Raw genomic sequence first — 26701 nt, forward strand, 5'->3', positions numbered from 1 at the left:
TATGGATGAAATACTATCAGAACTAAACAGAAGATCTGCTGTTGTACTACTTCATCCAACCAAGCCTGCAGGCGCTAATGAGTCATTGTTCGTAAAAGATATGTCTATTTATGAATTCCCTTTTGATACAACCAGGGCCATGATGGACCTTATTTACAGAGGCAAGATCCAAAAATATCCTAATATAAAATGGATTGTTTCTCATGCAGGAGGAACCATTCCATATATAGCGTATCGTTTGAGTACTGTTGCACAAGAAAACAAAGCAAGCAGCTTGTCTAGCGATGAAGTTCTTGCATCATTGAAAAGTTTGTATTACGATTTAGCGCTTTCAACTTCACCAAGTGTATTTTCTACACTTAAAGAATTGGTAGGAGCATCACATATTCTGTTCGGTACTGATTTTCCACTACGCTATGAGAAAGGTGTAACTGAAAGCATCGAACAATTCAACAATTACTCAGGATTTAACGAAGGTGAAAAACATAAGATAATGTGTGAAGCAGCAAAAGAACTTTTCCCTCGTTTTCGTTAATCTATAGGTATAAGAGGATAACTCCGTAAACACGTATAGTTATCCTCTTATTATAATATCTAAAAATTAGCTGGAGTCACGATTTAAAAAATATAGAGCCCTTGTACGCCTAGCATGTGTTATATTTTGCAAGTTATGTTATAATAAGCGTTATTAAAAACTGTAATCTAATGAACAATAGTTAATTATTTCGTGTTTATAGAATGGAGAGTATATATGGGAATACAGGTATTAATAGCATGTATTGCAACTATTTCAGTTGTTATATTTCAAGTAGTTTTTACGATGTGGGAATCTAATCCTTATAAAAAGATTTACTATAAACTTCTTTTAGAATTAAGTAAAGCTCCTAATGATCCTGAATTGAAGGAAAGAGCTATAGAAGCAGGGAATCAATATTATAGTAGAATAAAAACTTATTCAATAGGAAGTTTTAGAGGTGCTGTAGCTTCTGCAAGGGTGAAGACGATAATAGGTCCAATAGATGAAAAGATATTATTTGAAGATATGAACAGAATAGTTGAGACAGATAAGCATTAATATGAAGTATTAATTTATGAATTAGCCAAAAACTGATAAACAATGTTCTTATATTGGGTATCACAGGTGGGCAATCCCACCTATAATTTTTATAATACTATATTTCAACTCTATATTAAAGAATAGTATTTTACAAAAATACTGTGATAAGTGAAATTGCTGAAACTATTTGGATTAAGGCAATTGCTAAGGCATAAAGTGCAGCTTTCTTTCCTATTCTTATAAGTTGTCTAAAATTCACTCTCATCCCTATTCCAGCAAGAGCAATTACTTCAAAGTTGCTACTTATTAATTTAAATATATTAGAAATATTCATTGGAAAAACTCCAGCAGTAAATGCTAAGCACATAAGGAAAAAGGCCAATACATACCAAGGTATTTTTATTTTTGAATTTAATTTTCCGCTTTCTACTCTACCAGATTTATTTTTCATTTTTCCTAATATTAATACAACAACAACTAAAAATATTATTCTTACTATTTTAAATATTGTAGATAAATCCTTAACTTGTTCATTTACTAGACTTGCACTACCAACAACTTGTCCTACAGATTGAAGTATTCCTCCTATTAAAGCGGAGGTTTTTATTGTCTCTAATGAAAATATCACTTTAGCTATAAATGGAAGAACAAGCATCAATACTGTTCCTGTAACATTTACTATAGTTATTGCTATGCCTTTTTCACTATCCCCTGCTCCTATTACTGGTGCAGTAGCTGCTATAGCTGAAGATCCACAAACTGCATTTCCACTTGCCATTAAAAAACTAAAGTTCTCTGAAAATTTAAGCTTTTTCCCAATTAAAATTACAAGTGCTATAGTAATACTCATTTGAAATACTATAAATGATATTCCTGAAAAACCTAATTTTAATATAGTTTGAATTCCCAATGTTCCGCCTAACAGAACTATAGAATATGACAATAGTTCACTTTCTGCGAATTTTGATCCCTTTTGATATATTTTTCTATTGCAAAATGTATTTCCTGCTGCCATCCCAATGAATATTGCTAGAGATGCTGCCCCTATGCTAGGTACATAATTACTTAAATACTTTGCGATAAATGCGATTATTGTACATATTATAACTCCTGGTAAAACTTCTAAAACCTTATCCATTCCTCTTGATAATTTCTTATCTCTAATTATATTTAAACTCATTCATATCACCTTCTAAAATATTTATCTGAATATGAAGTACTTCTTTTTCTATTTTTAGTATATTAGGTGTATAATCATAAGTAAAATATATATATTCTATAATAATGATTAATAATATTAATGATTAAGAAAGGATGATTCCATGCTTGATGAATTAAAAACTTTTATAGCAGTTGTTGAATATAAAAACTTCACTAAAGCTGCTGAATCTATTAATCTATCCCAACCTAGTGTAAGTTTACATATTAAGCATCTTGAGGAGTATTTTAATACAACTTTAATTCAACGTTCCATAAAACAGAAAAATATAAACATAACTCAATCTGGGTATTTACTCTATGAGCGTTCAAAACAAATGATTAAGCTATTAAATGATACTAAAAATGATCTATTAGGTTATGGAAATGTTGTAAAAGGTCAGTTGCATATAGGGGCTAGTTTTACTATAGGAGAATACTTACTACCAGCCTTTTTAGGAAAATTTGCAAAAGCCTATCCTGAGTTAGAATTAGAAGTGACAATTGAAAACACACATAACATATGTGAAAAAGTTAAGAATTTTCAAGTTGACATTGCTCTAGTTGAAGGTACTGTTCCTCCTTCCCACTTTACAATTGAAAAATTTTATACTGACAAAATGGAAGTTGCTGTTCCGTACAATCACTACTTAGTTAATAACTATTTTTCAGCTGAGGATCTGCAAAATCAGACTTGGATTAGTAGAGAGATAGGCTCTGGTACTAGGCAATATTTGAATCTCTTCTTATCAAATAATAATATTAACGCTAAAAATATCATTGTTTTTGGAAGTAATTATTCTGTAAAAGAAGCTGTTAAAAACAATTTAGGAATAACTTTTATTTCTTCACTTGTAATTGAGAATTCTTTAAAAAACAATGAAATTTCCACTTTAAAAACCAAACAAACTTACACCCGTCCATTCTCATATGTAATGCAAAAAGGTATAATCCCCTCAAAAGGAACATTGGTCTTTATAGATATGCTAAAAAGCTATGTAGAAAATCTATAAAAATGGAAAAATGAAAAACATTAACTTTAGATTTATGCGATAATCTACCCAAAGTAGAAACATTGTTACTTCACATGACTATGAAAATTTCGCTGAAAGTGCTAAATAAAAGGTTGCATCACTAATGCTTGCTCCCAATTTCCTAGGGAAGTTCGAGAACCCAAAAGAAAATTTTGGACTCTCACTTCACAAGTATTAGTAGTACAACCTACAATCAAGGACTTTTAACAGCTTATTTCCAAATTTTTGCTGCATATTATGACCATTGAGGTTATAAAAATATTTCTATTTTCCAGTTATGATATATTTCATAGTATAAATCTAACTTATAATTTGTTTATCTATGTCTTTATAGATTTCCAAAACAAGAATTTGACATATTAGACGAACATATTTACAAAGTTGCTAAAACTTTGAGTTCATATCTTCACTAGAAATCATAAATATATTTGTGTAGAAAACATTTGAAAATGAGATGTCAAAGGTTCTTAGCTGTAGGTTGTTCCATTTTAGCTTGTCAAACTTAAAGTTGGAGCATGCTAAAATGATACAACCTGCTGCTTAGAACCTTCAGCGATATTTTCATAGCTTTTCGGAATCAAAATATTTATGATTTCGGTAAGGTATCACATAAATTTAGTTTTAAAGTTGGGTATCTATAATTGCTTAACCTATATTCTTTAGAAATGTTTTATAATCCTCATAGTTTCTTTTTAAAAGATTTGGAGTATCAAGACCATAAGGACAATGAGCCTTACAGTTACCACACTCTATACAATCTTCAATCTTTTTCATTTTAGCTTGGCCTTCCCCTGAAAGAAGCCCCTCAGTTGGAGATCTACGAAGAAGTAAGGACATTCTTGCACAATTATTAATCTCTATGCCTGCTGGACATGGCATGCAATATCCGCATCCACGACAAAACTCACCTACAAGCTCTTTTCTCTCATTTTCAATGAATTCTTTAATTTCTTCTGTCATTGCAGGGGGATTGTCTATATATGAGATAAATTCATCTAATTCATTTTCTCTTTGAACTCCCCAGATAGGTAAAGTATTATCAAATTGAGAAAGGTATGCGTAAGCTGCATCGCTTCTTGTTATAAGCCCACCTGATAATGCCTTCATGCAGATATATCCAACATTCTTCTCTTTACATAAATCTACTAGATCCTCATCCTTTTTATCAGCAAGATAGCTAAATGGGAACTGTAATGTATCATAAAGACCTGATTCAACAGCTTCTATAGCTACTGGTAATCTATGATTTGTAATTCCTATGAAACGAATCTTTCCTTGTTTTTTTGCTTCTAGCATAGCCTCATATAGACCTGTCCCATCATTAGGTTTAGGACAGAAACTTGGATTATGGAACTGATAAATATCTATATAATCTGTTTTAAGCATAGCAAGACTCTTTTCTAAATCACTCCAGAAACCTTCAACAGTAGTTGATGGTGTTTTCGTTGCAATAATTATTTTATCTCTAACATCACTTAAAGCAAGACCAATTTTATACTCACTGTCAGTGTAACTTCTTGCTGAGTCAAAAAAATTAATACCATTGTCGTAAGCTTTCCTCAACAATTTTACTGCTTCTTCGTTAGAGACACGCTGAACAGGGAGAGCACCAAATCCATTTCTATTTACTACTATCCCAGTTCTTCCTAGCGTAACATTTACCATATTATCATCGCCTTTCTCGCAATTCCATAAATATATTGGTTATATTAACCTATTTACTTGATATTATATCACCTAGAGTTAACTTCAAGTCAAGAATAAAACCTAAGTAAATATCTGAGTTAAAATAATGTATGCCTATTTCAATTTCACCTTTAGTAAATTAATTATTATTGAAACATTGGCCCGGTATATGATTCATATGGAAGTAAAACTGCCACTCCTGTTTCATCTGATTTATAGGATACCCCTTCAAGAGGATTTCTATCTTTAACTAAATTCATTCCTACGGTATATATTGTATTAGTCATATCAGCTGTTTCTTGTGATGCAGTACCCAACATAAAGCCTTTTGAAACTAGTTCTTTAGCTTCAGATACTCCATCTAGACCAACAACTATGATCGACTGAGATTTATTTCCAGTATTGTAGCCATACTTTTGCAACGCTTGAACAGCACCAATTGCCATAGAGTCATCATTTGAAATTATTGCTTCTATTTTGTTACCAAATCTCAAAAACAATGCATCAACGGCATCTTTAGCAGACGCTGTATCCCAATTCAAAATAGGAGATGCAAGTTGTTCGGTTTTTATAAAAGCTTCGTTAATAGTTGAAACAGAGTATGCTGACCTATCAATGGAGGTTTTATTAAGTTTTTCACCAACGAGTAATACGTATTGTAATACGTCATCTTTATTTTTATCAATTAATTGTTTATGATTTCTCCAAGCATCGACAATCATTTTCCCTTGTAAAGTGCCGCCTTGTGCTGAATCTGTTCCTACATAAAAAGCTTTTTTATACGATTTAATTGCCTCCATTGAAAATGGTACTCTATTAAAAACTACTACTGGGATGTTAAATTGCGAAATTCTGTTAATCATTTCTCGTATTTCAAGTAGATTAACCATATCTAATAATATAAGATCAATACCCTTGTGAAGTGCATTTTCAATATCTGTATTTTGTGTTGATTGATTAAAATTGGCATTATAAAAAGAGAATGAAACTTCTCCTGGATTATTCTTTTGGATATCTTCAAAATTTTTGCGAAGGAGTACAATGTAATCATCATTAAGATCTCTTGTAAATAAGCCTACTCTAACAGGAGAGCCTTGACGATAGTTTGTGCTGGCATTCGTAGTCATATATGAGTTATTTCCAAGCATTATAACCAATATAATTGCAAGTAAAGCTATACTTAATATTCTCTTAAATGCTTCCATTTAAATCCTCCTTGCCATTTATTATATAATTTTATTATGTCTTTATAAAAAAAAGTTTATGCTATTTAATGTTGATTTGTAGTGCAAGAGTTGGTGGTAATAGTTATCTATTATCTGAAGCATTTATTAAAGGAGCAATACAATCAGGTCATGAAGTAGTCAAATATGAAGTTGGAAAGAAAAAAATAATTTTATATTTACACCAGCTAATTATTTTTTAATCTCATGCAATGGGTTACTATAGCTAAATTACATTTGCTTATAATAAAAAACAGTTTCGTGTAAATTACCATTATCCGATCTTGCATATTTAGGTATTCGTCCCACCTCGATGTAGCCAATAGACTTATATAGCAAGTTTGAAGGATCACCTGCTCTTGTATCTAATGTGATAAGACTTCGCTGTTCAGCCTTTGCTTTTTTCTCTGCATTCTCCATTAAACACTTACCTAATCCTTCTCTTCTGGAATCAGAATGTACCATAAGTTTTGCAATTTCTGCACGATGTGTTCCATTTTGTTTTTGACATAAATGTAATTGCACAGTACCAAGTATCCTTCCTCTTACTTGTGCAATCCAAAGTAAAACTCCTGTAGTCAATGCTTCTCTCCAATATTTTTTTGCATCTTCTAACTTAATGGTGGTAAAAAACCAATTGATGCCCCCTCTTCAACTACGTTTATAAGTAGAAGTGAGAGCTCCTGCAAAAGATCATCTGAAATTTGTGTTATTTCCGTAATTTCAAAATTTTTATTCATAATCAATCTCCCTTTTAGTTTTTTAACTATTATAATATACCCATATTATATATATAAAGCAAAACTTACCATATCATTGTTATATGGTAAGTTTGTAGAATTATCATTCCATCTTATCTTACAAAAATGTACATACTCTAATTTAATCTTCATAAAGGTGTTTATTAGAATTTATATAATTTTCTCCCCAGATGTTCATGGAATCCAAAACTGGCTTTAAGCTCTTTCCTATTTCTGAAAGTGAGTATTCAACCCTAGGTGGCACTTCAGGATATACCTTTCTAATAATTAATCCATCAGCTTCCATTTGTCGAAGCTGCTGTGTTAACATTTTTTGACTTATCCCATTAATTCCATTCTCAAGTTGGTTAAATCTTTGTGTTCCATCATCATGTAAATTTCTTAAAATAAGAACTTTCCACTTGTGTCCAATAAGTTTAACAGTCTCTTCAATTGGACATAACTTACCACATGTCATCAGCATTCACTCCTATCATATATAAATTGATACTTACTATTTAGTTCGTACCATACAAAATAGTGCCTTCTTGTAAAAAGTTAATAGTGATTATATTATAATACCATAAGTCAACAAAGCATGGGAGGAAATCTATTATGAAAAAATCAAATGTGTCTTTACCATAAAATAGAATTTTAATAATTAGCTTAAATAAATATTATAAATTAAGGAGACGTATAACTATGAAAATTTTGAACATTAACGATACTACAGAAAAAATCAAAAGGAAAGCACTGTTTACAGAGGGCACAATGGACTCAGGTATTTTATTCTACGAACCTGGTGAAACAATGACTCCTCACAAACATTCAGATTTAGATGAAATATTCTATGTAATTAGCGGCAAAGGAATAATAACTATAAATGGCAAAGATTTTTCAATTAAAGAGAATGATGTAATGTTATCTCCACATGAAGAAAGCCATGGTTTCACAAATAATGGAGATGAAAAATTATTAATCTTACAAATAAAAAACACCATTATGAAATAATTGCAATATCTATAATCATTAGAATAAAAGATTTAGAAGCTTTTATTCTAATGATTACTATTTCAAAACATATAAGAAAGGATGTATTATTATATGTACTATATATCTATGATAATCACAGTTTTAGCAACTGTAATATATAATATCAGTCAAAAATCTATCAATCAATCAACAAATCCATTTATATCAATGATAGTCACATATGTCACCGCAATAATATTCTCTATATTAGCATTAATCATTTTACCCATAGACCGCAATATTATAAGCTCTCTAAAACAATTAAATTGGGCAAGTTATGTACTAGGGATATCTGCATTAGGCCTGGAAATAGGATACTTATATATCTATAGAAGTGGATGGAATATAGCCGTTGCTCCTCTTTTTGTAAGTATAATTTCAACAATAATATTAATTGTAGTTGGTATTTTCGTTTATAAAACCAAACTATCCCCTATGAATGCTCTAGGAATATGCTTAAGTATAGTTGGATTAATTCTAATGAATAAAAAGTAAAAGACAGTCCTGAAATATCAAATGAATTAATAAATTAATGGATAATTTCCACTTAAAAAAAGTACTTATTTTATGACAATAAGTACTTTTTCTTAACTCTATATTCCCAATTGTTGCAGTGAAAAGTAGCTATCTTACCCACTTTAAGCAACCTTTTATTGAATTGAGTTCATAAGCTCAAAGAAATATTTTGACTCTTGGGTTTTATACAGATTGTACCAAGAATCTAGGGTTTGCGGAGAGAATACATCTAGAATTTTCAATGTATGCAAAGTGAATTCAAGAGGAGCTATTCCAGAAGCAGTAATCAAACTTCCATCAGTTACTACACATTCCTGTTTATAATACACTTCTCCATCATAGTTTGGACAGACCATTTTAAGATACCCTAGGTCATTGCTTGTATGATCTCGTTTATCTAGTACTCCACCCATAGCAAGTCCTATTGTAGCACCACAAATTGCCCCTACAACAATACCCTTCTCTAAATATTTTTCAGCCATTCTTATAATTGGAGCATGAATTGCTTCTGTCCACGTATTCCCACCAGGTAAAATCAAAGCAGCAGTATCATGAGTACTACACTCCTCAAGTTCAATTTCTGGCAATATTGTAAGGCCTCCCATTGTAGTAATAGGGGCCTTGGTAATTCCTACAGTCACTACTTTTAGCGGCATTAATCCCTTTTTGTAGTACCTTCCCGAATTGATTTCAGCGATTAAATAACCTATTTCCCAGTCTGCCATTGTATCAAATACATAAAGATATACTGTATTCTTCATTTTCTATTCCTCCACATTCATTTTATCTGATATCTAGGAACTATCAAAAAGTTAATTCATTATAAATCTTCTTATTGAATTAAATATTTTTAACTTAAGTTCATCATCTTTCTTAGCTTCATCAAATACTGCGCCTAAGTCATTCTTATCATATAGCTCACTATAATTTAATTTTAAGTATTTCTCTACTGAATTTATTAAATTTATATCTAATTCTTTGTCTTTTATTACCATAATTATCATTCCTTTTATCACAATATTTATTAGCAAAAAATGAACTTCATTATATTTTAAATAGTACCCACTTACACCCTTCTATATGATACTTAAGCTCAAATATTTTTTCCATTTCTTAAATAAAATCTACTAGTTATGCAAACATACGTTCTCTTTAATATATTATATTGAAACTGCGTTCTTTTGTAAAGAAAATTTTTCCTTTACTTTTCCTATATAATTATCTATTTTCTTTAAATTCCTATGTTTTTAGCCATAAAATATATCATTGCATAATGCAAATTGTCGAAATAAAATGATAGCAATTAGTATAAAAAAATCAAAGCCATAATAACTCCTAATTTATAAATTTAATTATCTTTTTTATTAGTTTTCTTAAGGAATGTTATTTATTTTTAATGCCATACTAAATATGAAAGATGCCTTTGAAATGAAAGATATAATTTAATTCCATTTAAGGCTGATTTCAGAATTGCAAGCGTTGGTGATGGTGATATATACCATTAAACCGAGTGCCCTAGATGGAGGATTATAATGTGGATATTAAAGAAAGTATTAGCTATGCTATTGTTAATGAATATTACAGTAAAGTTCACTGAAATTAGCACGTTTTATAGTCTAAATTTAAATAATAAAAATACAACCAATATTGCTGTGTTATTATATAAGTTTGATCCATTTATGTCATCACTTAAACAAAGCTTAGAAACCATTCAAAAGGATAATTCTGATAAAATCAAATTTACTTTTTTTGATGGAAAAAACAATATAGCGCTCCAAAATGAGACAATAGATTCCATTTCTAAAAATGATTTCGATTTAATTTTGGCAAACTTAGCTGATACAAGTGAAAACTTCGTTGAAGATATTATTTTTAATGTTAGATCAAAAAATCTTCCAATTGTTTTTTTAGATATAGATCCGAAAGTAGTGTCTAAAGTTTCTAAATATTATGATAAAGCTGCTTTTATACTGGCAAATTCTGATTTAGCTGGGACTGTTCAAGGCAAAATTCTCGTTAATCTATGGAATTCTAATAAAAGTTCACTAGATAAAAATAATGATAACACTTTACAATATGTTCTATTGCATGGTCAAGCTAAAGATCCAGTCACAATCGACAGAACAAAATATGCTGTTTCAACAATTAGTAATTCAGGGATAAACACAGAACAATTAGCATTGGTAAATGCTAATTGGCTTAAGAGCTTATCTAAAGATTCTATCGAATCCTTATTTCTTAGATATGATGGTAGGATTGAAGCAATAATTTCAAATAATGATGCTATGGCAATAGGGGCAGTTGAGGCACTTCAAAAATATGGCTATAATAAGGGTGAAAAATCAAAAAATATAGCTATCGTTGGAATTGATGGACTTCCAGAAGCAAAATCTTTAATTGATAAAGGCTTTATGGCTGGTACTGTTATTCAAGACCCTAAAGTTTTAGCAGAAGTATTCTATAATGTTGGAATGAATTTGGTTAACAATTTAAGCGCCACAGAAAATACTAACTATAATGTTGTTGATGGAGAAATCATAGTTCCTTTCCCTTATGAGGAGTATGTAAAAAAATAAAGGGCACAGAATTTGTATAAAGACGGATTATATTATCATACTGATAATCTACCTCACAACATAATTTTTAATGCTTAAGAATTCTTCATAATTTCTATTCTACCTTCTCTATTAGTATTTTTTAACCTATCTTTATCTATAGGTTAATTTAAGTTATCGATAAAAGAGTGCTTATTCTGTTTAGTGTTATTCAACCATTTAACTTATTTATTCTATTTAAAAGTGCTTTATTTATTCATATATAATCATTCTTCTTTAATATGAACATTTTCTTTAAAATCATAATATACTAATTATTATAATATACTAGTTAGTATATTAACTATTTTTTCCGTGTCTCATTAAATTTAATAATCGAAATAAGTCCTATGTCTATCATTACTTTTATAATTAGTTTCTCTAATATTAGATAAACTAAAACAACAAAAAGCAGTAGCTGGATTGCTCCTACCACTGCTTTTAATATTATTTTCCAAGAGATATTCTATTTTTATATAATCTTCATTTATTTGAATTTCTATAAATCACTAATTTATTAATTAACAACATTCAATTTTATCTATACATCCAGCAATTTTTTCTTTTATTTGCTTGCATCCATCCTTTGATCCTTTGTCATAGCCTTCACAGTATCCTTCTTTATATCCATCTTTACGACCTGCACGATAAGCTTCTTCTAATGCAGCTCCTGTAGGGTAATTTCTTTTATAGCAACCTTTTTTATCTTTTTCTTCATCTTCACAACCACATTTTTTAGTAGAATCAAATTCCACTTCTTCGGATTCTAAATACATTTCATAATCTTTGTATCCCATTTTCTTTTCTCCTTTGTTATTTATTATAAATTCTTAACCAACTGATTTATAATATTATAGTATGCTAATTCACATAATTTGTTATTAACTTAAGAAAATTTTTAAACATTTATTGAATTTTATTAGTAATCGTTCTACTTAATACTGAATAACACTCACCATTTTTGAACTGACTTACTATCATTTCCGATAAATAAAACTTTCCAATTCAACTTCAATCATCATATCATCTTCTTAGTTAAAAATCCCACCATGAAGAAAACGGAACATTTATATTTGAATCTAATAGCACTGTTTTGCCGATTTTAGGGGCTATTAAACTAATCTCTGACTTTTTGGCCTCCTTTAAGGCTCGTTCTATTGGTTCTTTCCAACCATGATAGGCTAAGGTAAATGCACTCCAATGCATTAACATCATATTCCTACCCTTTACATCTAAGTGAGCATGAACGGCTTCTTCTGGTTTCATATGCGCCCAAAACCAACGTCTGTCATATTGAGCTCCCTCAATCAAAGTAATATCAAAAGGACCATATTTTTCTCCTATTTTCTTAAAATGTGAATCATATCCTCCATCACCACTATAATATAACTTTATGTTTTTTCCGATAATTGCATATCCTCCCCATAGAGTTGCATCTGAGCCAAATATTCCTCTTTTTGAAAAATGTCTTGATGGTGTTAATGCAATTGTTAAACCTTGATAATTCATTTCATCCCACCAATTAAGCTCTGTAATTTTTTCCTTAGAAATACCCCATCGCATTAAATGAGAACTTACCCCTAGAGGAACAAAGAAATGTGATACTTTACTGCTTAGTTTTACAATAGATTTATAATCTAAATGATCATAATGGTCATGTGATATAACGATTGCATCAATAGGCGGAATTTTATCAATAATATCCAAAATATTTTCACTATATTTATATTTTTTACTTCCCGCAAATGAAACTGGTGATGCAATGGTACTTAAAATTGGGTCTAGCAGCAGTTTTTTATTATCGATGCTAAGTAAAAAGGATGAGTGACCAAGCCAAGTCAAACTATCTTTTTCGCTTTTGATCTTTTCCCAATCAATTGATTCCACAGGAATTTCACCATGAGGCTTTCGATTTTCAGCGCCTGTAATCGAATCTTTAAGCATTGATAAAATATCTGAAGCACTCATGCCCAAACTTGTTGGAGTTTCATTAACAAATTTTCCATTAACATAATTATCGAAATTCTTATAAAATTCTATTTGTTCTTTTGTAGGCTTTCCGCCGAAAGCTGGATTCAATTTTATAAACGCTGTAATAACAACACATAATAAAATTATAAAACTAAATATATATATAATCATTTTTGTTCCTCCTATATCTTCATTTGTTCAAATTACTTCATTAATTAGTTTATTATCTTTAAAATGTTGTTTTTATTTACTAATTATCTTTTGCACATTACCTATATAAGAAAAATATCTACAAAAATTCTAGTTCACTAAAGGCTTTTATAAATTCTTTTACTCCATAATTTTCGAATTCTACTTCAATCATCATATCATCTTCTTTTAGGACTTTTCCTGTTCCGTATTTCTTGTGGTTTACCTTTTTAATTGATGTTTCATTTATTTCTTCAACTACTGGTAATTCCACCTCTTCAGTAACCGAAACTTCTTCTTTCTTTCCTTGTGCCTTTGCCTCTTGAATTTGTTTTTTAAGTTCTTGAAGATTTACATTATTATTTTTAACCTTATCATTTTGGATTAATTTCTCTGGAATCATATGAATATATCTACTTTCTCCAGGCGCTGCCTTATGGTAATCTGGATTTGTATAATAAGACAGTTCTAAGTAATCTTTTGCTCTAGTGATTCCAACAAAAAATAATCTTTGTTCCTCTTCTTCCTCCATATCTCTTGTATGAAGTGGAATTAACCCATAATTAACTCCTGTGATAAACACATACGAAAACTCTAAACCTTTAGAGGCATGTAAGGTCATAAGCTTAACAGAATCTATATCGCTATTTATATCCTTCTTTAAAATATTTACGCCATATAAAGCTGATGAATTTATAAACTCTCTAAGCCCATCCAAAAATATCATCTGTTTTTCTTTCACATATTCTATAATTATATTAAGCAATGCATTTATGGCTTCTTTATTATCTATATATGTAGCTGAAGTTGGCTTTATATATTTATCAAATTCAAAATAATTATAAATCTCTTCTGCCATCTTAATTTCAGAACATTTATTTAAAAATTCATGCATCTTTTCTAATAGTTCTGACTTAACTATGTTCTGCTCTTTAACTATTTTTCTTGCAGTCTTTTCTGTCATTTTCTCCCCATATTCTTTATTGCTAAGAACATAAATTGCAGAGGAAAAATCATTAGGATTTACGCAAAAACGAAATAATTTAATCATCCAATTTAACACTGGACTGTCACTTATGGTTTTCTTCATGGATACTTCAAAAGGAATATCATTTTTTAAAAACACATCTTCAAAGACCTGAGACTGGTTTTGCAGTCTATAAAAAATTGCAATCTCCTTATAAGGCACACCTGATTTATGTATTTCCTTGATCTTATCTGCCAAATAACATGCTTCATTAAAAGGATTATAATGATTTTTAACTATGATTTTATTTTTAGTTTCTCTAGCGCCCATTAAGCGGCTTCCATTTTGCTGAAAGCATCTTGCTGCTTCTAAAATAGCATTACTTGAACGATAATTTATTGGAAGGGAAAGCTCCTTTGCATTATACTTATGCTTTAAGGTGTAAACCACATTTAAAGAACTTCCACGCCAGCTGTAAATAACCTGATTTGGATCACCAACTGCAAATAATTTAGTATTTTCACCTTTTAACTTATCAATAAAATCAAGCTGTATTTTATCGCTGTCTTGAACCTCATCAATAATAATCCATTTGGGTTCTATTTTATGCTCACCTAATAATAAATTTGCATTTTGCAATATATCTGAAAAAGACATCTTATTTTGTTTTATCTTCTCTTCCTTTAGCAGCTCAACAAGCTTAAATATATCGTCATCATAAGGCGAAATCTTTTCCTCTTCCTTCTCAATAATCATAGCTTGCTCAAGTCTCTTTTTTAAACGGTTTTTATATTTAATTTTGAGCTTTTCTTCTTGGATTATCTGCAAGGCAATGTCTAATTCCTCATCTGGCTCTATTACTAAAAAGTCTTTTTCATATCTTATTTTTTCAATTGGCAATACTTCTTTAAGTAAATGAAGTGCCACACTATGAAAGGTTCCAAAGCCCTCTAATTCCTCTGATTTTATACTCTCATCAGAAACCATTAGTCTTTCTTTAATTTCATTTGCAGCTTTATTAGTAAAAGTTAATACAATCATATCTTTATAACTGATATTTTTTGCATAATGAAGATACACGATTTTTGAAATCAAAACTGTTGTTTTTCCACTTCCAACATTTGCATTTACAACACATGCATCACTTTCATCAAGTACTGCTTCTCTTTGATATTCATTTAGTCTTTCTAATTCTTTCTCATAGTGCATGCTATTCTCCTATTCTGTAAGATCTTCATATCTTCTTTGTAATTTACTTTTTACACTTTTTCTATCTTCATCTATCTCTTCAAGTCTGACACTTAATTCAATTCCCATTGGAGCATCTGTATGGAAAGAAATGATATTTAATATGCTCTTTTTATTACTTTCTTCCATTACCCATTCTCTATAAAATGCATTATTTAAAACTAAAATAAAAGTACGATTATCTATTTCAACCTTAGGAATTGTACTTAAAAATTTTGCAAAAGCATCTCCATTCTCTTGCATATACTCACAGAATTCTTTCCATTTTTCCTGTAATTCATTAAACTTAAATGCTTTCTTAATAAAGGTTGCTGGAGCATATTGTGCTAACTTAATATCCTTTGGTGCCTCTATTTCCTCTAATAAATTCTTAAGCCCCCATAGAACCATAGCTTTATTTAATTGATAATCTCCAATACATGCAGCGCAGCCATCATCACATGTACATCCTCCTACCATCTTGATTGCATTTTCAATAATCTTTGCAGTTAAATCAAATACTTTCTCAGAATAACCAAGGCCACCTACATATTTATCATAAATAAACATATAAACTTCGCTATCATAATTTTGACTTATTTCTATTGCATTGTTAGACATTACAACACCTATGTCCTCTTGCTCTGTCATGGTTGCCATCATTGCTGCATTTTTAATTGCATAACATATACCTTCAAAATGATTGTTTCTTATAAAGTTTCCATTTTGACTTTCCTGAAGGAGCCTTCTATATACAGTCACAACATTGTCAGGAATCTTTATCCAAGTGCTTTCTGTATCATAATCCTTTGATAATGGCTTTTCTAACTGTTCAAAGCCTAAATTTTGATGATTATGGAATTGCAGCTTTTTATACATATAAACTATTTCATCAACATTTACATCTCCAAAAGTCACTTTAGTACGCTCATATTCCATATCCTTGCTGCCTTGAATTATCCTTATATTTGTTGTGCCTCCTGGCATTGTATAATAATTTCCATTAAAGGGAACGGCAAAAGCAGTTCTACTTTCTAAGTCAAGCTTTACAACCTGATATTGAACTCCATCATGCATATAAATTGCTCCATTATGAATTTCACGAAAAGCCTGCATTTCATCCATTTCTGTAATTTCTTTATTGTTATCTTTATTTATAAGTTTGTACCTTGCTTTATCAATATTTCTTAAGCTAAAATCTCCTGCTGGAAATGAATTACCACACCATGCAAACTTTCCACTTTGATTTGTTAATTCACTTGCTCTGATTAAAACAGGAATTGTTTCACCTAAATCTGGAAAAATTGAAATATCATCTAAGGTTAATGGGATTTCAGCAGCTGCAGCACGTATATGTGCAAGTTCTATTAAAAGATTATTCTTATCTATAACTGCATTTTCACTTCCACTTTCAAAAAGCCAGTCTGGATTAATTGCTATGTATTGATCAAAAGGCAGATTATCAAGGATTAAATAATTAGTACTTTCTTTTCCGTTTCTACCTGCTCTTCCACTCTGCTGCCAAAAAGACGCTCTAGTTCCTGGGTATCCTACAATTACTGTTGTATCAATTTTACCAATATCTATTCCAAGCTCTAAAGCATTTGTTGATACTAAACCTCGCAGAACTCCAGTAATCATTTTATTTTCAATCTCTTTACGCTCAAGTGGAGTATATCCTCCCCTGTATCCAGATATCTTGTCTTTTAAAGAAGCTCCAAAAAAGTTTTCCGTCTCTAGTTTATCTCTTGCTTCTTTTAATACAACTTCAACATTTCTTCTTGATTTGGCAAATGCAATAAAGCTATTATCATTTTCCACTAAATCGGGTATCAAATCAGCAGCAACTGAAGTTGATTGCACCTGCCCATAATATTTTTTATCATGTCCCATAATCTTTGGTGGTTGCACAAGCTTATAATTTTTCTTTGGAGCTGGTGAACCATCTATGCAAACCTCAAGAAATTTATATCCACAAATCTCTTCTGCAAGTTCAACTGGATTTGCTATAGTTGCTGAACTGCATAAATACTGAGGTGAGGAATTATAATATCTGCACACCCTGCCAAGCCTTCTAAATACATTTGCAAGATGAGAACCAAAAGCACCTCTATAAGTATGAAGTTCATCAATTACGATATATTTTAAATTAGAAAAGATAAAGTCAAAACCAAACTTACTGTGATTCGGTAAAAACGCAGCATTTATCATTTCAGGATTAGTTAAAATAATATTAGCATTTTTTCTAATTCTGCTTCGTTCATTTACAGGAGTATCCCCATCATAAACTCCTGCTGAAATCCTGTTAGCTCCAAAATATTCTAAGTAAGGCAAAATAGCACGATACTGATCACTTGCAAGAGCCTTTGTAGGATATATAAAAATTGCTCTAGCCAAAGGATTTGATAGAATTTCTTGAATAACTGGCAGCAAGAAGCTAAGAGTTTTCCCACTTGCCGTAGAAGTTGTTATTACAATGTTGTTCCTATCTATTGCTTTTTCAAGCATTTCTGCTTGATGACTATACAGCTTATCAATCCCATTTTGAGACAAATACTCACATAATTCTTCTGATAAATTACTTGGGTAATCAACATAAGCTGCTTCTCTTTTAGGCATTGTTTTATTATATATAATTAAATCGCTTATATTCATTAAATATTGCTCCTATTCTCTTAAGTTACAATCAAAAACAAAACTCCAACTCTAATCTATACTTATGCGTATAACCCTCCGAAATAAGGATTATGCTGTTGTTCCAGTTTCTAAGGAATTATGATAGATGATTCTAAGATCACAAGTTGCACCCAAGATGCTAGCCTCAAAGACGCGCTTTGAACTAGCATACTTGGAACAACTTTTAATCTAGAATCAAAGCCATCAAATTCCTAATGAAACATTCCACAAAAACATAATTCTTATTTCTAGTTGAGATATATTTCATAGTATAAATCTAGCTTATAATTGCTTTATCTATATTTTGCAACATAGTTAATTGTTTTTTCATATGTCTAAATTCCTTTATAATTATATACCAAAGTTATTAATAATTATATCTTAATGTACTAGGAGAAAATAATTTAGATAACACCTAAAAAAGGTAATAAGCATTAAAATTAGATGTTTATTACCTTCATTCAAATTAGATGAATTCATGGTTTTATTATGTTAATAGTTTTTATAGGTTTGGGATAGAGGATCTACTGAATGCATTCCCCAATCATCTCCAGAATCATCAATTGGCTGCTTTGAGTTAAATAGGACGTTCAATTCTTCTATAGATCATCCGGTTAAAAAAATCAACGCTTGGATTTATAAAACGTTGATTTTTTTATTATTTCACATCATTTCTACATCATAGTTTTTTATTAACATTTAGTTATTTGAAATTTATATTAATCTGGTATTATTATATTTTTTGCTAACCAAAAACCAAAACACCTATATTTCTATAGATGTTTTGGTTTCTATTATTAATGTGAAGCTATATTCTTAATTTTATTACTATGATCTTTTGTAATCCTGAATAGTATCTTTTTATTTTAATATTCATCCACTCTATTGTTTTTTATAAATACCAATTTATAAATCCTCCTAATTATACAGTTGTTAGTATAATTCGTTATAAGGTTATCTGACAATAACATTTTTGCAGAACAACAATTAAGTTATTTAAATCATTTTTCATAGCTCTAAATACATGATAAAATTCATTTGTTGATAACTTATTTTTAACTAAAAAACTATTAAACGCATCTTTCCCTTTTACCATATCTGAAATGTTATAATGCAGAGTATTACGAATTTTAGTTGCCAATAGTCTATGCGGTAACTCTTCTATCTTAAAGTTATTTTCTTCCAAGTTCCGCCTTAATTCATCTCTATATACAGAATGGACTAATAAGTTTTGTATATTATCAAATATTTCATCATATTTAATTGCTAAATATTTAGTCAAAAACCATCGCCACTTTCTGTCTTCTTCTATACATGCCTCAGCATCAATAATTTCGAATAATAATGCATTTATCCAACCTATTTGTGTTAAACTAAGCAATAACCTAAAATTTGTTGACTTATCCATACAATTTGTTGAAAGTAATTCTTGGCTTCTCGCATCTTGAAAAAATATATTACATTTTAAATCTTTCTTTTTTATTGCTGATATTCGTATTATTTTTTTGGAATAGGTTGCCAAAAACTTTAAAATTTCAGTTATCATCTGTGTATAATTTCTAATTTTTGAACCATTCCATTTTTCTTCTCCCACTTCGTACACATAATGAAAATAGAAATAATTTGTACCTAAAAAAGTTTTCTTACCATTTTTCACCAGAAAAATTTTACAAATATCGGTTCGTAATTTATTTAAGAAATCTACTTCTAACATATCAAATTTTTCGAGTTGGCTATAGACAATTTTTTCCGCTTTATTCTTATAAGAGCCATTTTTGTTAAACAGGTGCATATTATTTCTTACTGTTTTGATTTCATTTAATGCATCTAATCCATAACATTTAACAATTAATTGATAAATGTTATTATCATAAGTTTTTAAAAAATTTATTGCTTCATGTACAAAAACCGTACAATCAAAAGCTAGGTTTCCTCCCACGAATGTAGAGAAACCATCCGCATCATATGTTCTTTCATCTATATTCTGATTATACTTACTGTAACTCAAAAAAAGTTTAATAATATGTAAGAAACACTCTGCATTTAATTGAATGTCGTATTTTATTGCATCAATTGGCTTTATCAATGCTTCCCCCCCTTAACAACTTATTGATATGTCTTTTTCTCATTCTAACTATCTATTATTAACCTAATGGGTATATGAATAATGTAATCTTAAACATTAAAATATATATTCTAAAAGTAACTTTCAAGTTATTTTTAGAATAGCTGTTATTTTATTATGTAAATAGGTTCTCTTTATTAAATAACATCAAACTCTTTCATCAAATCATATTTAAATTTAGATAAAGGCTTATTCAAAAAATTTTCCCCTTCATAATCAAATAAAAACTTAATAATTTCTTTTTCATCTAATATATCAGAATACTCTTCCACAAAATCTTTAAGATAACCATTATTATAAATATATGCTTTTCTAATTATATCTCTTGCAAATGAAGTCATCTCTTTATATTTATCTTCTAAATGAAATATTTTAACTGATTCTTTTATATTATCTATACTACTTGTGCTTAAGTAATCAAATATTTGAATCTTAAATTCTTCAGATAATCCATATAAATAATCAATATCAATAACATCTGAATCTAAGTTAAAATTTGTCTTAAACCTATACATACCTATATGATTATCCATATAAGGATGAAAGTGTATTCGATTATCATTATTATCACCTTTTTCCTGATTGCATGTCTTACATGAAGGTATAAGATTATAAAGACATAACGCCAAATACTCATACTTTGCTTTCGGAAAATAATGATCTATATCACCATTAAATTTATTAGGCTTTTTAGATTGCCCCTCATAATACACATCTATAAAATTCCTATTACAATATGGACATGAATGAATATCTAATACATTTATAATTTTAGGTACTTGTGATTTTCTAAAATTAGAATATCTTTTCAAAAAGAAGCTCTTGGATTTATTACTGATTTTAACATTTGCCATCTTTTTCTGATATTCGAAATGTTTTTGAGGTGATGAAAAGAAAAAATCTTTTAATTCTTTATAGTCTTTTTTTTCATCTTGGCAGAAATTATTCTTCCAAAACAAATATTTTTCTTTACTATCAAATATAAGTACTTGTAAGGCAATATCATCATTGATAATCTCCAAAAATCCTTTTAAATGATAATTATAAAACCACTTCCAAAATATTTGTTCAATATTTTGTCTTTTATTTTCAAAATCAATTCTAATCATATTATATCCCCATTTAAGATTTTTTTTATTTTATCTAGTTTTTCCTCATCAGTTTCTATTTTTATTTGTTCTAATAGACTATCTTTCAATCTAGAACATTTTTCTCTGTTTTGTCTATACATATACTCAAGCTTTTTTCTTAATGGTAATTCTCCAATGGAATTTATCAAAAATTTTTCATACCCCATATCATGATTTTCCAAATCATTTTTTAAATCATTAATTAACTCAATTATTTTCCCGTAAGAAAATGCACCTATTGTTTTTTCCAGGATAAAACTATCTTTTAAAACTTCATAAATATTCGCGCCAAATGTATTATGAATTTTATCACTCTTTTTATCCATAGAAACTATGTTAATATCACTTTTTTCTTTTTTATTATTATCTTCTGTTTCGCTTATCTTCTCCAAACAATAAATATGTTCTGACATTATATCAGTTGTCATAAAAGGAGAATGTGTTGATAATACTATTTGAATTTTTCTATTTTTGTATTGTTCTATTTCATCACATAAAAATTTAATAAACTGTCTGCTCCACTCTGGATGCAGACTTTGATCAGGTTCATCTAATAAAATTATTGATAATTGATTTTCTTTAGATCTAGTTACTATATCAAATATTTTTGCTAGTAAATTCAAAAAATTTTTTTCACCTTCAGATAAATTTAAATATTTAATTTTAAATCTCATTGTGATATCACTATATTCATTATTTAAATAATTATCATATATTTGAAATGCTTTAATCAGTGCCTTATCGATTTCTGAATTACACTTAATAGATATATATTTTTTATGAAAATAAAACTCTCTCAAAGAATTTAATGCTTCTAAAAACTCTTCAGTCGCTATTTGATACCTACTATCATCGCCCAATCCAATTGTACTTTCCATTCTCGAATATAGATATCTACTTATGCAAATTAACTTACTATACATATCTAATGCTATATCCTTTTTATAATAATCTATTACTTTCATTAAATTTTCATATTCATTTTTCTTGTTCGATAGAACGCCCAAAATATGCTCAGAGTTACTTTGTATAAACTTATCAATTTTTAAATTATTTAAAAATTCGATATGCTTTTTGTTAGAAAAATTAATATCTACTTCTTTATTATTATTATTATTTTGCTTACTATTATTATCATCTATCATACCACAGATTCCTTTAATAAACTGATGAATAATATAACTAGATAATGTATCTAACATAAAGATTTCCTTAATATTCTCCGATTTTTTTTCTTGGTCTTGCTCACTATTTTATGTAGCTCTTAAAATATTTATCCTATCTGATTTATCAATATACAAGATTTTTTCCAAAGTATTAATCCATTCTTTTATTTCTTCATTTTCATAATCTAAGCCATAATCAAAATTCGGAGTAATTTCAATTGCTGCTAAATCAGCGTGAAAATTCAAATGCTTTTTTATTTTCATATTGCTAATAAACTTATATAGAATTTCTACGCTAGCTTTTAAATAATATCTTCTTTTAAATAAATAATCGCTCTTCTCATAGTTTTCCTCATCTTTTCCTATGTGATTATATCTAGTATTTATTCTATCACTATAACTATTTGATATGTAACTTATTCCCACTTTATCTGTTATTCTATACCCAAGTGATGGATATTGACGAAAAAAATGTTCAACAACCTGAAAACTATCATTATCTTTTTTAACTATTAAACCAATTGGAAGTTTATAAAATGCATCTGTAAACTTGTTAAAATCGAAATTTTTTAAATTATTTCTAAATAACTTTGTTATTTTATCATTAGATTCTATGTCATCCATAATCTCAATTCCGAAGTAATCTCCTTGAATGTGATAAAGTATAAAATAGCTATCAATAACTTCACTTCTAGATCTACCTTTTCTTTTTATTGATTCGTCGCACCTATCATCTCTACTCATTCCAAGTATATCTAATATTGTTGTTTTCCCAGCTCCATTCTTACCAAGCAACATAGTAATATTTTTAATATTAGTGGGGTACAATTTATCCATATATGATACTTTATTCTCAATAATTAATTTATTATTGAGAATTTTCACATAAAAATTAGGTGAAAAATTAATCTCCTGTTTTTTGATTACATCATTAAATTTTTCTATATACAAATATATAAGCTCCATACACTTCACACCACCCAATTATTTTTATAAAACAGTTAAGAATAAATCTATTCACAAAAAATTCTCTATAATATTTTTTTATTCTGCTTCATTTACTATATAAAAAAATCACCAACACAACAATACTTAATTATCCTTTATTAGAAAATCAAAAGATACTTTTTAGCACATACTTTTTCACAAATTATTAATGACTTGTAACTATCTTAGGTTAATAATTATTTACAATTCAATAATATTTTTTAAAAAGTTACCTTCTTCTGCTAAAAAACGAACTTTTCTCCAAAGAATATCTTTAAAATCTAGTTTTCTTTGCAGTAATATCGCTAACTCTTGTACTGTCATTAGTATAATATTTACAGTTCTTCCGTTTGCGAAAGTCTCAATAGCTTCATTCGAATAACCTGAATAACTAATAAAGAGGCCTCTTGTAAAACCAGATTTTGATAATACTTTCTCATTAAATATTACTAATTCACCTTTATCTACAGGAAGTTTTGTCCACTTTGCTTCAAGTAGGTAAACCTCTTTATTCAGAATAAAACTTCCATCAATTTGTTCTCCTGTTATCTTAAAGCTATTTCTTGGATCGAGCCCATTTTGCTTAAACAATTCAAATAAATACTTCTCAAAAGCAAATCCACGTTTTTGATTATTATCTATAGATGTCAACTCCAATAATTCTTTTAAGTTTTCCTCATGATTGAATGCTATTTGGGTTACATTCTCTTTTTTAGATGATTGCTCGATATTAATTTTTTTACCCATAAGCCTATTTGATATATCTACACAATTTATAAACAATTCATTATCACTTATCGAGGTATTGTCTCTCGTGTAAATAAGTAATTCCATTAATAATTTACCTACAATAACATTATCATAATCTGAAATAATTCGTCTTAACAACTTTGCTTTTGATGCATATTCGTACTTTTGGTAAACATCTATATTCATTACATTATAAATAAATTTCTGAAATTTTGCGTTGCCAAAATCCAATATATAACCAGAACTCATTCCAAAAAGCTTCTCAAATTTTTCCTGTTCCGTAAATGTTAAATTCGCCATAAGCATCCTCCAAATTTAATCAATAAATTATAACTCAACTTCCCATTATAGACATAATTGTACCTCTTAGAATCGTTCCTTCTGCATTTTCTTCATAAACAATAATAAGGATAGACTATCTTTTTCAAGCAGATAATCTATCCTTATTATACTACAATATTTGATTATATTACCTATATTTGTATCAATAATTACCATTAATATTGATATATTCAAATTTACTCCAATAAAAAAATAATTCACCAAACTAGATACTTATATTTTCTTTCTTATTATTACTCTTGAAATTAGAGTGCAAAAGATGCATCTTTATTTGAAATAAAGATGCAGCTATAGTAACTTAATTATTATATCAAATCCTATTAGCCGCATTAATCAAACTCTGTTTGTCAACTGGCTGCAAAGGTTGATAGTCTATCTCTGTTATCTTTCCCTTACTTAGATCCCAATAAGCTACTGTTTTAATATTTGCTGGTAAAGTACCTACTATCGTAAATTCTTTAATCAATCCTTTGATTACTCTAACTTCCTCTATCATGTTACTTGGTTGACTAAATGTAATAATAATAAGCTTATTATTTTTATTATCCCATCCGCCTTCTATTGGTATATTTATTCCCTTATGATTAGTAGTAATAAAACTTTTATCTATAGTTACTGTAATCTTAAAATATTGGATTTCATTAAAAGGGTCTTGGTATTGTGACATTGCAAGTGAAACTGCTTTTTGAAGCATATCTTTAGCAAGTTTAAAAGAAAATGGCTTGTGCAAATATATTTGTATTGGATTCAAAGTTTTCTGTGCTAATGTATCTCTAATAACTGCCATAGCTTCTGAAATTGCTCTTGCATAAGCACGATTTCCAGATGTAACATAATTAAAGTATGCTTTAAAAAAGGTATATAATGATTTTAAAGTCATTCTAACACCTTAATGAATTACTAACACTATTAGTTATATTAGCTACTAAACCAAATTAGAATAAATATTTTAATCAGAGTACTTCTTTATATTTAATCTATTTAGATATTTTTTCTGCTACACTCTTAACTCCAGCAATATTGCTTGCACTATATTCTTACTAAGAACACTAAGACTTCTTGTCCCTCCTGTTAGGTAAATTCAAACCACTTGATAATTCATCACATACTTTCTCAGCATATTGATTAACTACTTCTAATTCCCAAAATCATATCACTTCTGCCCCACTATTCCCCACCGATTTAATATAGATTTCCAAATAAAGTTTTATATCTTTCATTTTTGATATTTCATTAGCTTGATCTACTATTTTATATCACTCATCACAACTATACCTATTACCAGTATAAATTCGTCTACCTTCCTTTATAATAATTTTTCTTCTCCAAATTGCTTTTATAGCTTTTGACCATATATACTATATGTAGAGATTAATTTAACATTAAACACAATATATGTAAAATAATTCATTAATTTTATAGATCTTATGTATGAAGGAGGTTTATATGGATTTTAATTATATCGAAACTTTAGTTACTAGGTGCAAGGATAATGACGAAGGAGCAAAAGAAAAATTAGCCGAAGAATTTAGACCATTAATTTATAATATCTCAAAGAGAACTTTCATTGATGGATATAACTCATATGATATTATTCAGGAATGCTATCAATCACTTTTTAAATCTATCTCTATGTATAACTTAGACAAGCATAGATTCGTTGCTTATGCTACCAATGCCATTAAAAATAATATAAATGATTTGATTAAGAGAATTAAAACTAGAAGCTCTACTGAAGGTAATAAAGCTCTAAGCTTACATGATAATTTTGAAAAGGACATCCCATCACAAGAAATCTCTCCTGAAACTTCATTATGTGAAATGTGTGATTATGAAGACTTAAGACTAGCTCTAAAAAATTTAACTAAAGATGAGAAAGAACTTATAGATTTTGTATTCTTATCCTATTGATACTAAATAGTCTTCAATAGATTCTTCTAAATTCTTTTCTTTGGGTAACATTTATTTTTCCCTCCTCCATAATTTTGTACACCTAAAATCTCACTTTATACTAAAATTATACAGCTTATCTTTTACATAATTTACTTGTATTTATTATTATTAAGACAAAAAACAGATAAGATTTTATTAA

Annotated in this window: 25 protein-coding genes and 1 pseudogene; 8 read left to right on the forward strand and 18 right to left on the reverse strand. The window is 28.9% G+C overall.

Going from position 1 to position 26701, the window contains the following annotated elements; genetic code table 11:
- Nucleotide 1: 1 nt before the first annotated feature.
- Both AXY43_RS03690 and AXY43_RS03695 read left to right on the forward strand, forming a co-directional pair.
- A complete protein-coding gene (locus tag AXY43_RS03690; protein WP_242986246.1) occupies nucleotides 2–535 on the forward strand; it encodes an amidohydrolase family protein in 534 nt (177 codons plus the stop codon).
- 216 nt (nucleotides 536–751) lie between these two features.
- A complete protein-coding gene (locus AXY43_RS03695) occupies nucleotides 752–1075 on the forward strand; it encodes a hypothetical protein (protein WP_077868512.1) in 324 nt (107 codons plus the stop codon).
- 130 nt (nucleotides 1076–1205) lie between these two features.
- Here AXY43_RS03695 and AXY43_RS03700 read toward each other — a convergent pair whose 3' ends face one another.
- Entirely contained in the window at nucleotides 1206–2237 is a 1032-nt protein-coding gene (locus tag AXY43_RS03700) for a YeiH family protein (protein WP_039773623.1), read from the reverse strand.
- Between the two features lie 142 nt (nucleotides 2238–2379).
- Between AXY43_RS03700 and AXY43_RS03705 the strand changes: the two genes are divergently transcribed.
- The gene (locus tag AXY43_RS03705) at nucleotides 2380–3267 is read left to right on the forward strand and encodes a LysR substrate-binding domain-containing protein (RefSeq protein ID WP_105410998.1); all 888 of its coding nucleotides are present in this window, start codon (nucleotides 2380–2382) and stop codon (nucleotides 3265–3267) included.
- Nucleotides 3268–3933: 666 nt separating this feature from the next.
- On the opposite strand, the gene AXY43_RS03710 is transcribed toward AXY43_RS03705, so the two are convergent.
- Nucleotides 3934–4953 carry an aldo/keto reductase gene (locus AXY43_RS03710; protein ID WP_039773620.1) on the reverse strand — a complete coding sequence of 340 codons (1020 nt, stop codon included), beginning with the start codon at nucleotides 4951–4953 and terminating at the stop codon, nucleotides 3934–3936.
- Nucleotides 4954–5120: 167 nt separating this feature from the next.
- Nucleotides 5121–6179, reverse strand: coding sequence for a galactose ABC transporter substrate-binding protein (locus AXY43_RS03715; RefSeq protein ID WP_105410999.1), 1059 nt, complete (start codon nucleotides 6177–6179; stop codon nucleotides 5121–5123).
- Nucleotides 6180–6247: 68 nt separating this feature from the next.
- Here AXY43_RS03715 and AXY43_RS27520 point away from each other — a divergent pair, with 68 nt between their 5' ends.
- Nucleotides 6248–6400, forward strand: coding sequence for a hypothetical protein (locus AXY43_RS27520; protein ID WP_206608173.1), 153 nt, complete (start codon nucleotides 6248–6250; stop codon nucleotides 6398–6400).
- A gap of 28 nt (nucleotides 6401–6428) precedes the next feature.
- Here the strand turns inward: AXY43_RS27520 and AXY43_RS03720 are convergent, their stop codons facing one another.
- The 3 genes from AXY43_RS03720 to AXY43_RS03725 all read right to left on the reverse strand — a co-directional run bounded on the left by AXY43_RS03720 (nucleotide 6429) and on the right by AXY43_RS03725 (nucleotide 7415).
- Nucleotides 6429–6779 carry a GNAT family N-acetyltransferase gene (locus AXY43_RS03720; protein WP_206608174.1) on the reverse strand — a complete coding sequence of 117 codons (351 nt, stop codon included), beginning with the start codon at nucleotides 6777–6779 and terminating at the stop codon, nucleotides 6429–6431.
- A 29-nt stretch (nucleotides 6780–6808) separates the two neighbouring features.
- Nucleotides 6809–6937 (reverse strand): hypothetical protein, encoded by a 129-nt coding sequence (locus AXY43_RS28375; protein ID WP_278337366.1) that lies wholly within the window; start codon nucleotides 6935–6937, stop codon nucleotides 6809–6811.
- Nucleotides 6938–7079: 142 nt separating this feature from the next.
- A complete protein-coding gene (locus tag AXY43_RS03725) occupies nucleotides 7080–7415 on the reverse strand; it encodes a winged helix-turn-helix transcriptional regulator (RefSeq protein WP_105411000.1) in 336 nt (111 codons plus the stop codon).
- A 224-nt stretch (nucleotides 7416–7639) separates the two neighbouring features.
- Here AXY43_RS03725 and AXY43_RS03730 point away from each other — a divergent pair, with 224 nt between their 5' ends.
- Both AXY43_RS03730 and AXY43_RS03735 read left to right on the forward strand, forming a co-directional pair.
- On the forward strand, nucleotides 7640–7948 hold the full coding sequence (locus tag AXY43_RS03730; protein ID WP_105411001.1) for a cupin domain-containing protein: 309 nt from the start codon (nucleotides 7640–7642) through the stop codon (nucleotides 7946–7948).
- A gap of 93 nt (nucleotides 7949–8041) precedes the next feature.
- Nucleotides 8042–8464, forward strand: a complete 423-nt coding sequence (locus AXY43_RS03735) for a membrane protein (RefSeq protein ID WP_012059326.1) — start codon at nucleotides 8042–8044, stop codon at nucleotides 8462–8464.
- A 155-nt stretch (nucleotides 8465–8619) separates the two neighbouring features.
- Here the strand turns inward: AXY43_RS03735 and AXY43_RS03740 are convergent, their stop codons facing one another.
- Both AXY43_RS03740 and AXY43_RS03745 read right to left on the reverse strand, forming a co-directional pair.
- On the reverse strand, nucleotides 8620–9246 hold the full coding sequence (locus AXY43_RS03740; protein ID WP_105411002.1) for a type 1 glutamine amidotransferase family protein: 627 nt from the start codon (nucleotides 9244–9246) through the stop codon (nucleotides 8620–8622).
- A gap of 51 nt (nucleotides 9247–9297) precedes the next feature.
- Nucleotides 9298–9489 (reverse strand): hypothetical protein, encoded by a 192-nt coding sequence (locus AXY43_RS03745; RefSeq protein ID WP_241394047.1) that lies wholly within the window; start codon nucleotides 9487–9489, stop codon nucleotides 9298–9300.
- 528 nt (nucleotides 9490–10017) lie between these two features.
- Between AXY43_RS03745 and AXY43_RS03750 the strand changes: the two genes are divergently transcribed.
- Nucleotides 10018–11061, forward strand: a complete 1044-nt coding sequence (locus AXY43_RS03750) for a galactose ABC transporter substrate-binding protein (protein ID WP_105411003.1) — start codon at nucleotides 10018–10020, stop codon at nucleotides 11059–11061.
- 539 nt (nucleotides 11062–11600) lie between these two features.
- Here AXY43_RS03750 and AXY43_RS03755 read toward each other — a convergent pair.
- The 10 genes from AXY43_RS03755 to AXY43_RS03800 form a co-directional block, all read right to left on the reverse strand.
- Entirely contained in the window at nucleotides 11601–11876 is a 276-nt protein-coding gene (locus AXY43_RS03755) for a hypothetical protein (RefSeq protein ID WP_017212361.1), read from the reverse strand.
- Nucleotides 11877–12114: 238 nt separating this feature from the next.
- Nucleotides 12115–13221 carry an MBL fold metallo-hydrolase gene (locus tag AXY43_RS03760; protein WP_105411004.1) on the reverse strand — a complete coding sequence of 369 codons (1107 nt, stop codon included), beginning with the start codon at nucleotides 13219–13221 and terminating at the stop codon, nucleotides 12115–12117.
- Between the two features lie 118 nt (nucleotides 13222–13339).
- Complete coding sequence (locus AXY43_RS03765; protein WP_105411005.1) at nucleotides 13340–15415, reverse strand: ATP-dependent helicase; 2076 nt, start codon at nucleotides 15413–15415, stop codon at nucleotides 13340–13342.
- Between the two features lie 9 nt (nucleotides 15416–15424).
- Nucleotides 15425–18088: a DEAD/DEAH box helicase gene (locus tag AXY43_RS03770; protein WP_105411006.1), complete on the reverse strand. Its 2664-nt coding sequence runs from the start codon at nucleotides 18086–18088 to the stop codon at nucleotides 15425–15427.
- A gap of 967 nt (nucleotides 18089–19055) precedes the next feature.
- Nucleotides 19056–20195: a hypothetical protein gene (locus AXY43_RS03775; RefSeq protein ID WP_105411007.1), complete on the reverse strand. Its 1140-nt coding sequence runs from the start codon at nucleotides 20193–20195 to the stop codon at nucleotides 19056–19058.
- A gap of 176 nt (nucleotides 20196–20371) precedes the next feature.
- A complete protein-coding gene (locus AXY43_RS03780; protein ID WP_105411008.1) occupies nucleotides 20372–21343 on the reverse strand; it encodes an HNH endonuclease in 972 nt (323 codons plus the stop codon).
- Nucleotides 21340–22566, reverse strand: coding sequence for an AAA family ATPase (locus tag AXY43_RS03785; RefSeq protein WP_105411009.1), 1227 nt, complete (start codon nucleotides 22564–22566; stop codon nucleotides 21340–21342). The genes AXY43_RS03780 and AXY43_RS03785 overlap by 4 nt, the downstream gene beginning before the upstream one ends.
- A 51-nt stretch (nucleotides 22567–22617) precedes the next feature.
- Nucleotides 22618–23496: an ATP-binding protein gene (locus AXY43_RS03790; protein ID WP_105411010.1), complete on the reverse strand. Its 879-nt coding sequence runs from the start codon at nucleotides 23494–23496 to the stop codon at nucleotides 22618–22620.
- A 222-nt stretch (nucleotides 23497–23718) separates the two neighbouring features.
- On the reverse strand, nucleotides 23719–24567 hold the full coding sequence (locus tag AXY43_RS03795) for a restriction endonuclease (protein WP_181246108.1): 849 nt from the start codon (nucleotides 24565–24567) through the stop codon (nucleotides 23719–23721).
- A 352-nt stretch (nucleotides 24568–24919) separates the two neighbouring features.
- Nucleotides 24920–25489, reverse strand: coding sequence for a hypothetical protein (locus AXY43_RS03800; RefSeq protein WP_077868498.1), 570 nt, complete (start codon nucleotides 25487–25489; stop codon nucleotides 24920–24922).
- Nucleotides 25490–26055: 566 nt separating this feature from the next.
- On the opposite strand from AXY43_RS03800, the pseudogene AXY43_RS03805 reads away from it, so the two are divergent.
- Nucleotides 26056–26508, forward strand: a pseudogene (locus AXY43_RS03805) (RNA polymerase sigma factor); the annotation flags it as partial.
- Between the last annotated feature and the right edge of the window lie 193 nt (nucleotides 26509–26701).

The organism is Clostridium sp. MF28, assembly GCF_002969175.1.
GTDB classification, from domain to species: Bacteria; Bacillota; Clostridia; order Clostridiales; family Clostridiaceae; genus Clostridium; species Clostridium beijerinckii.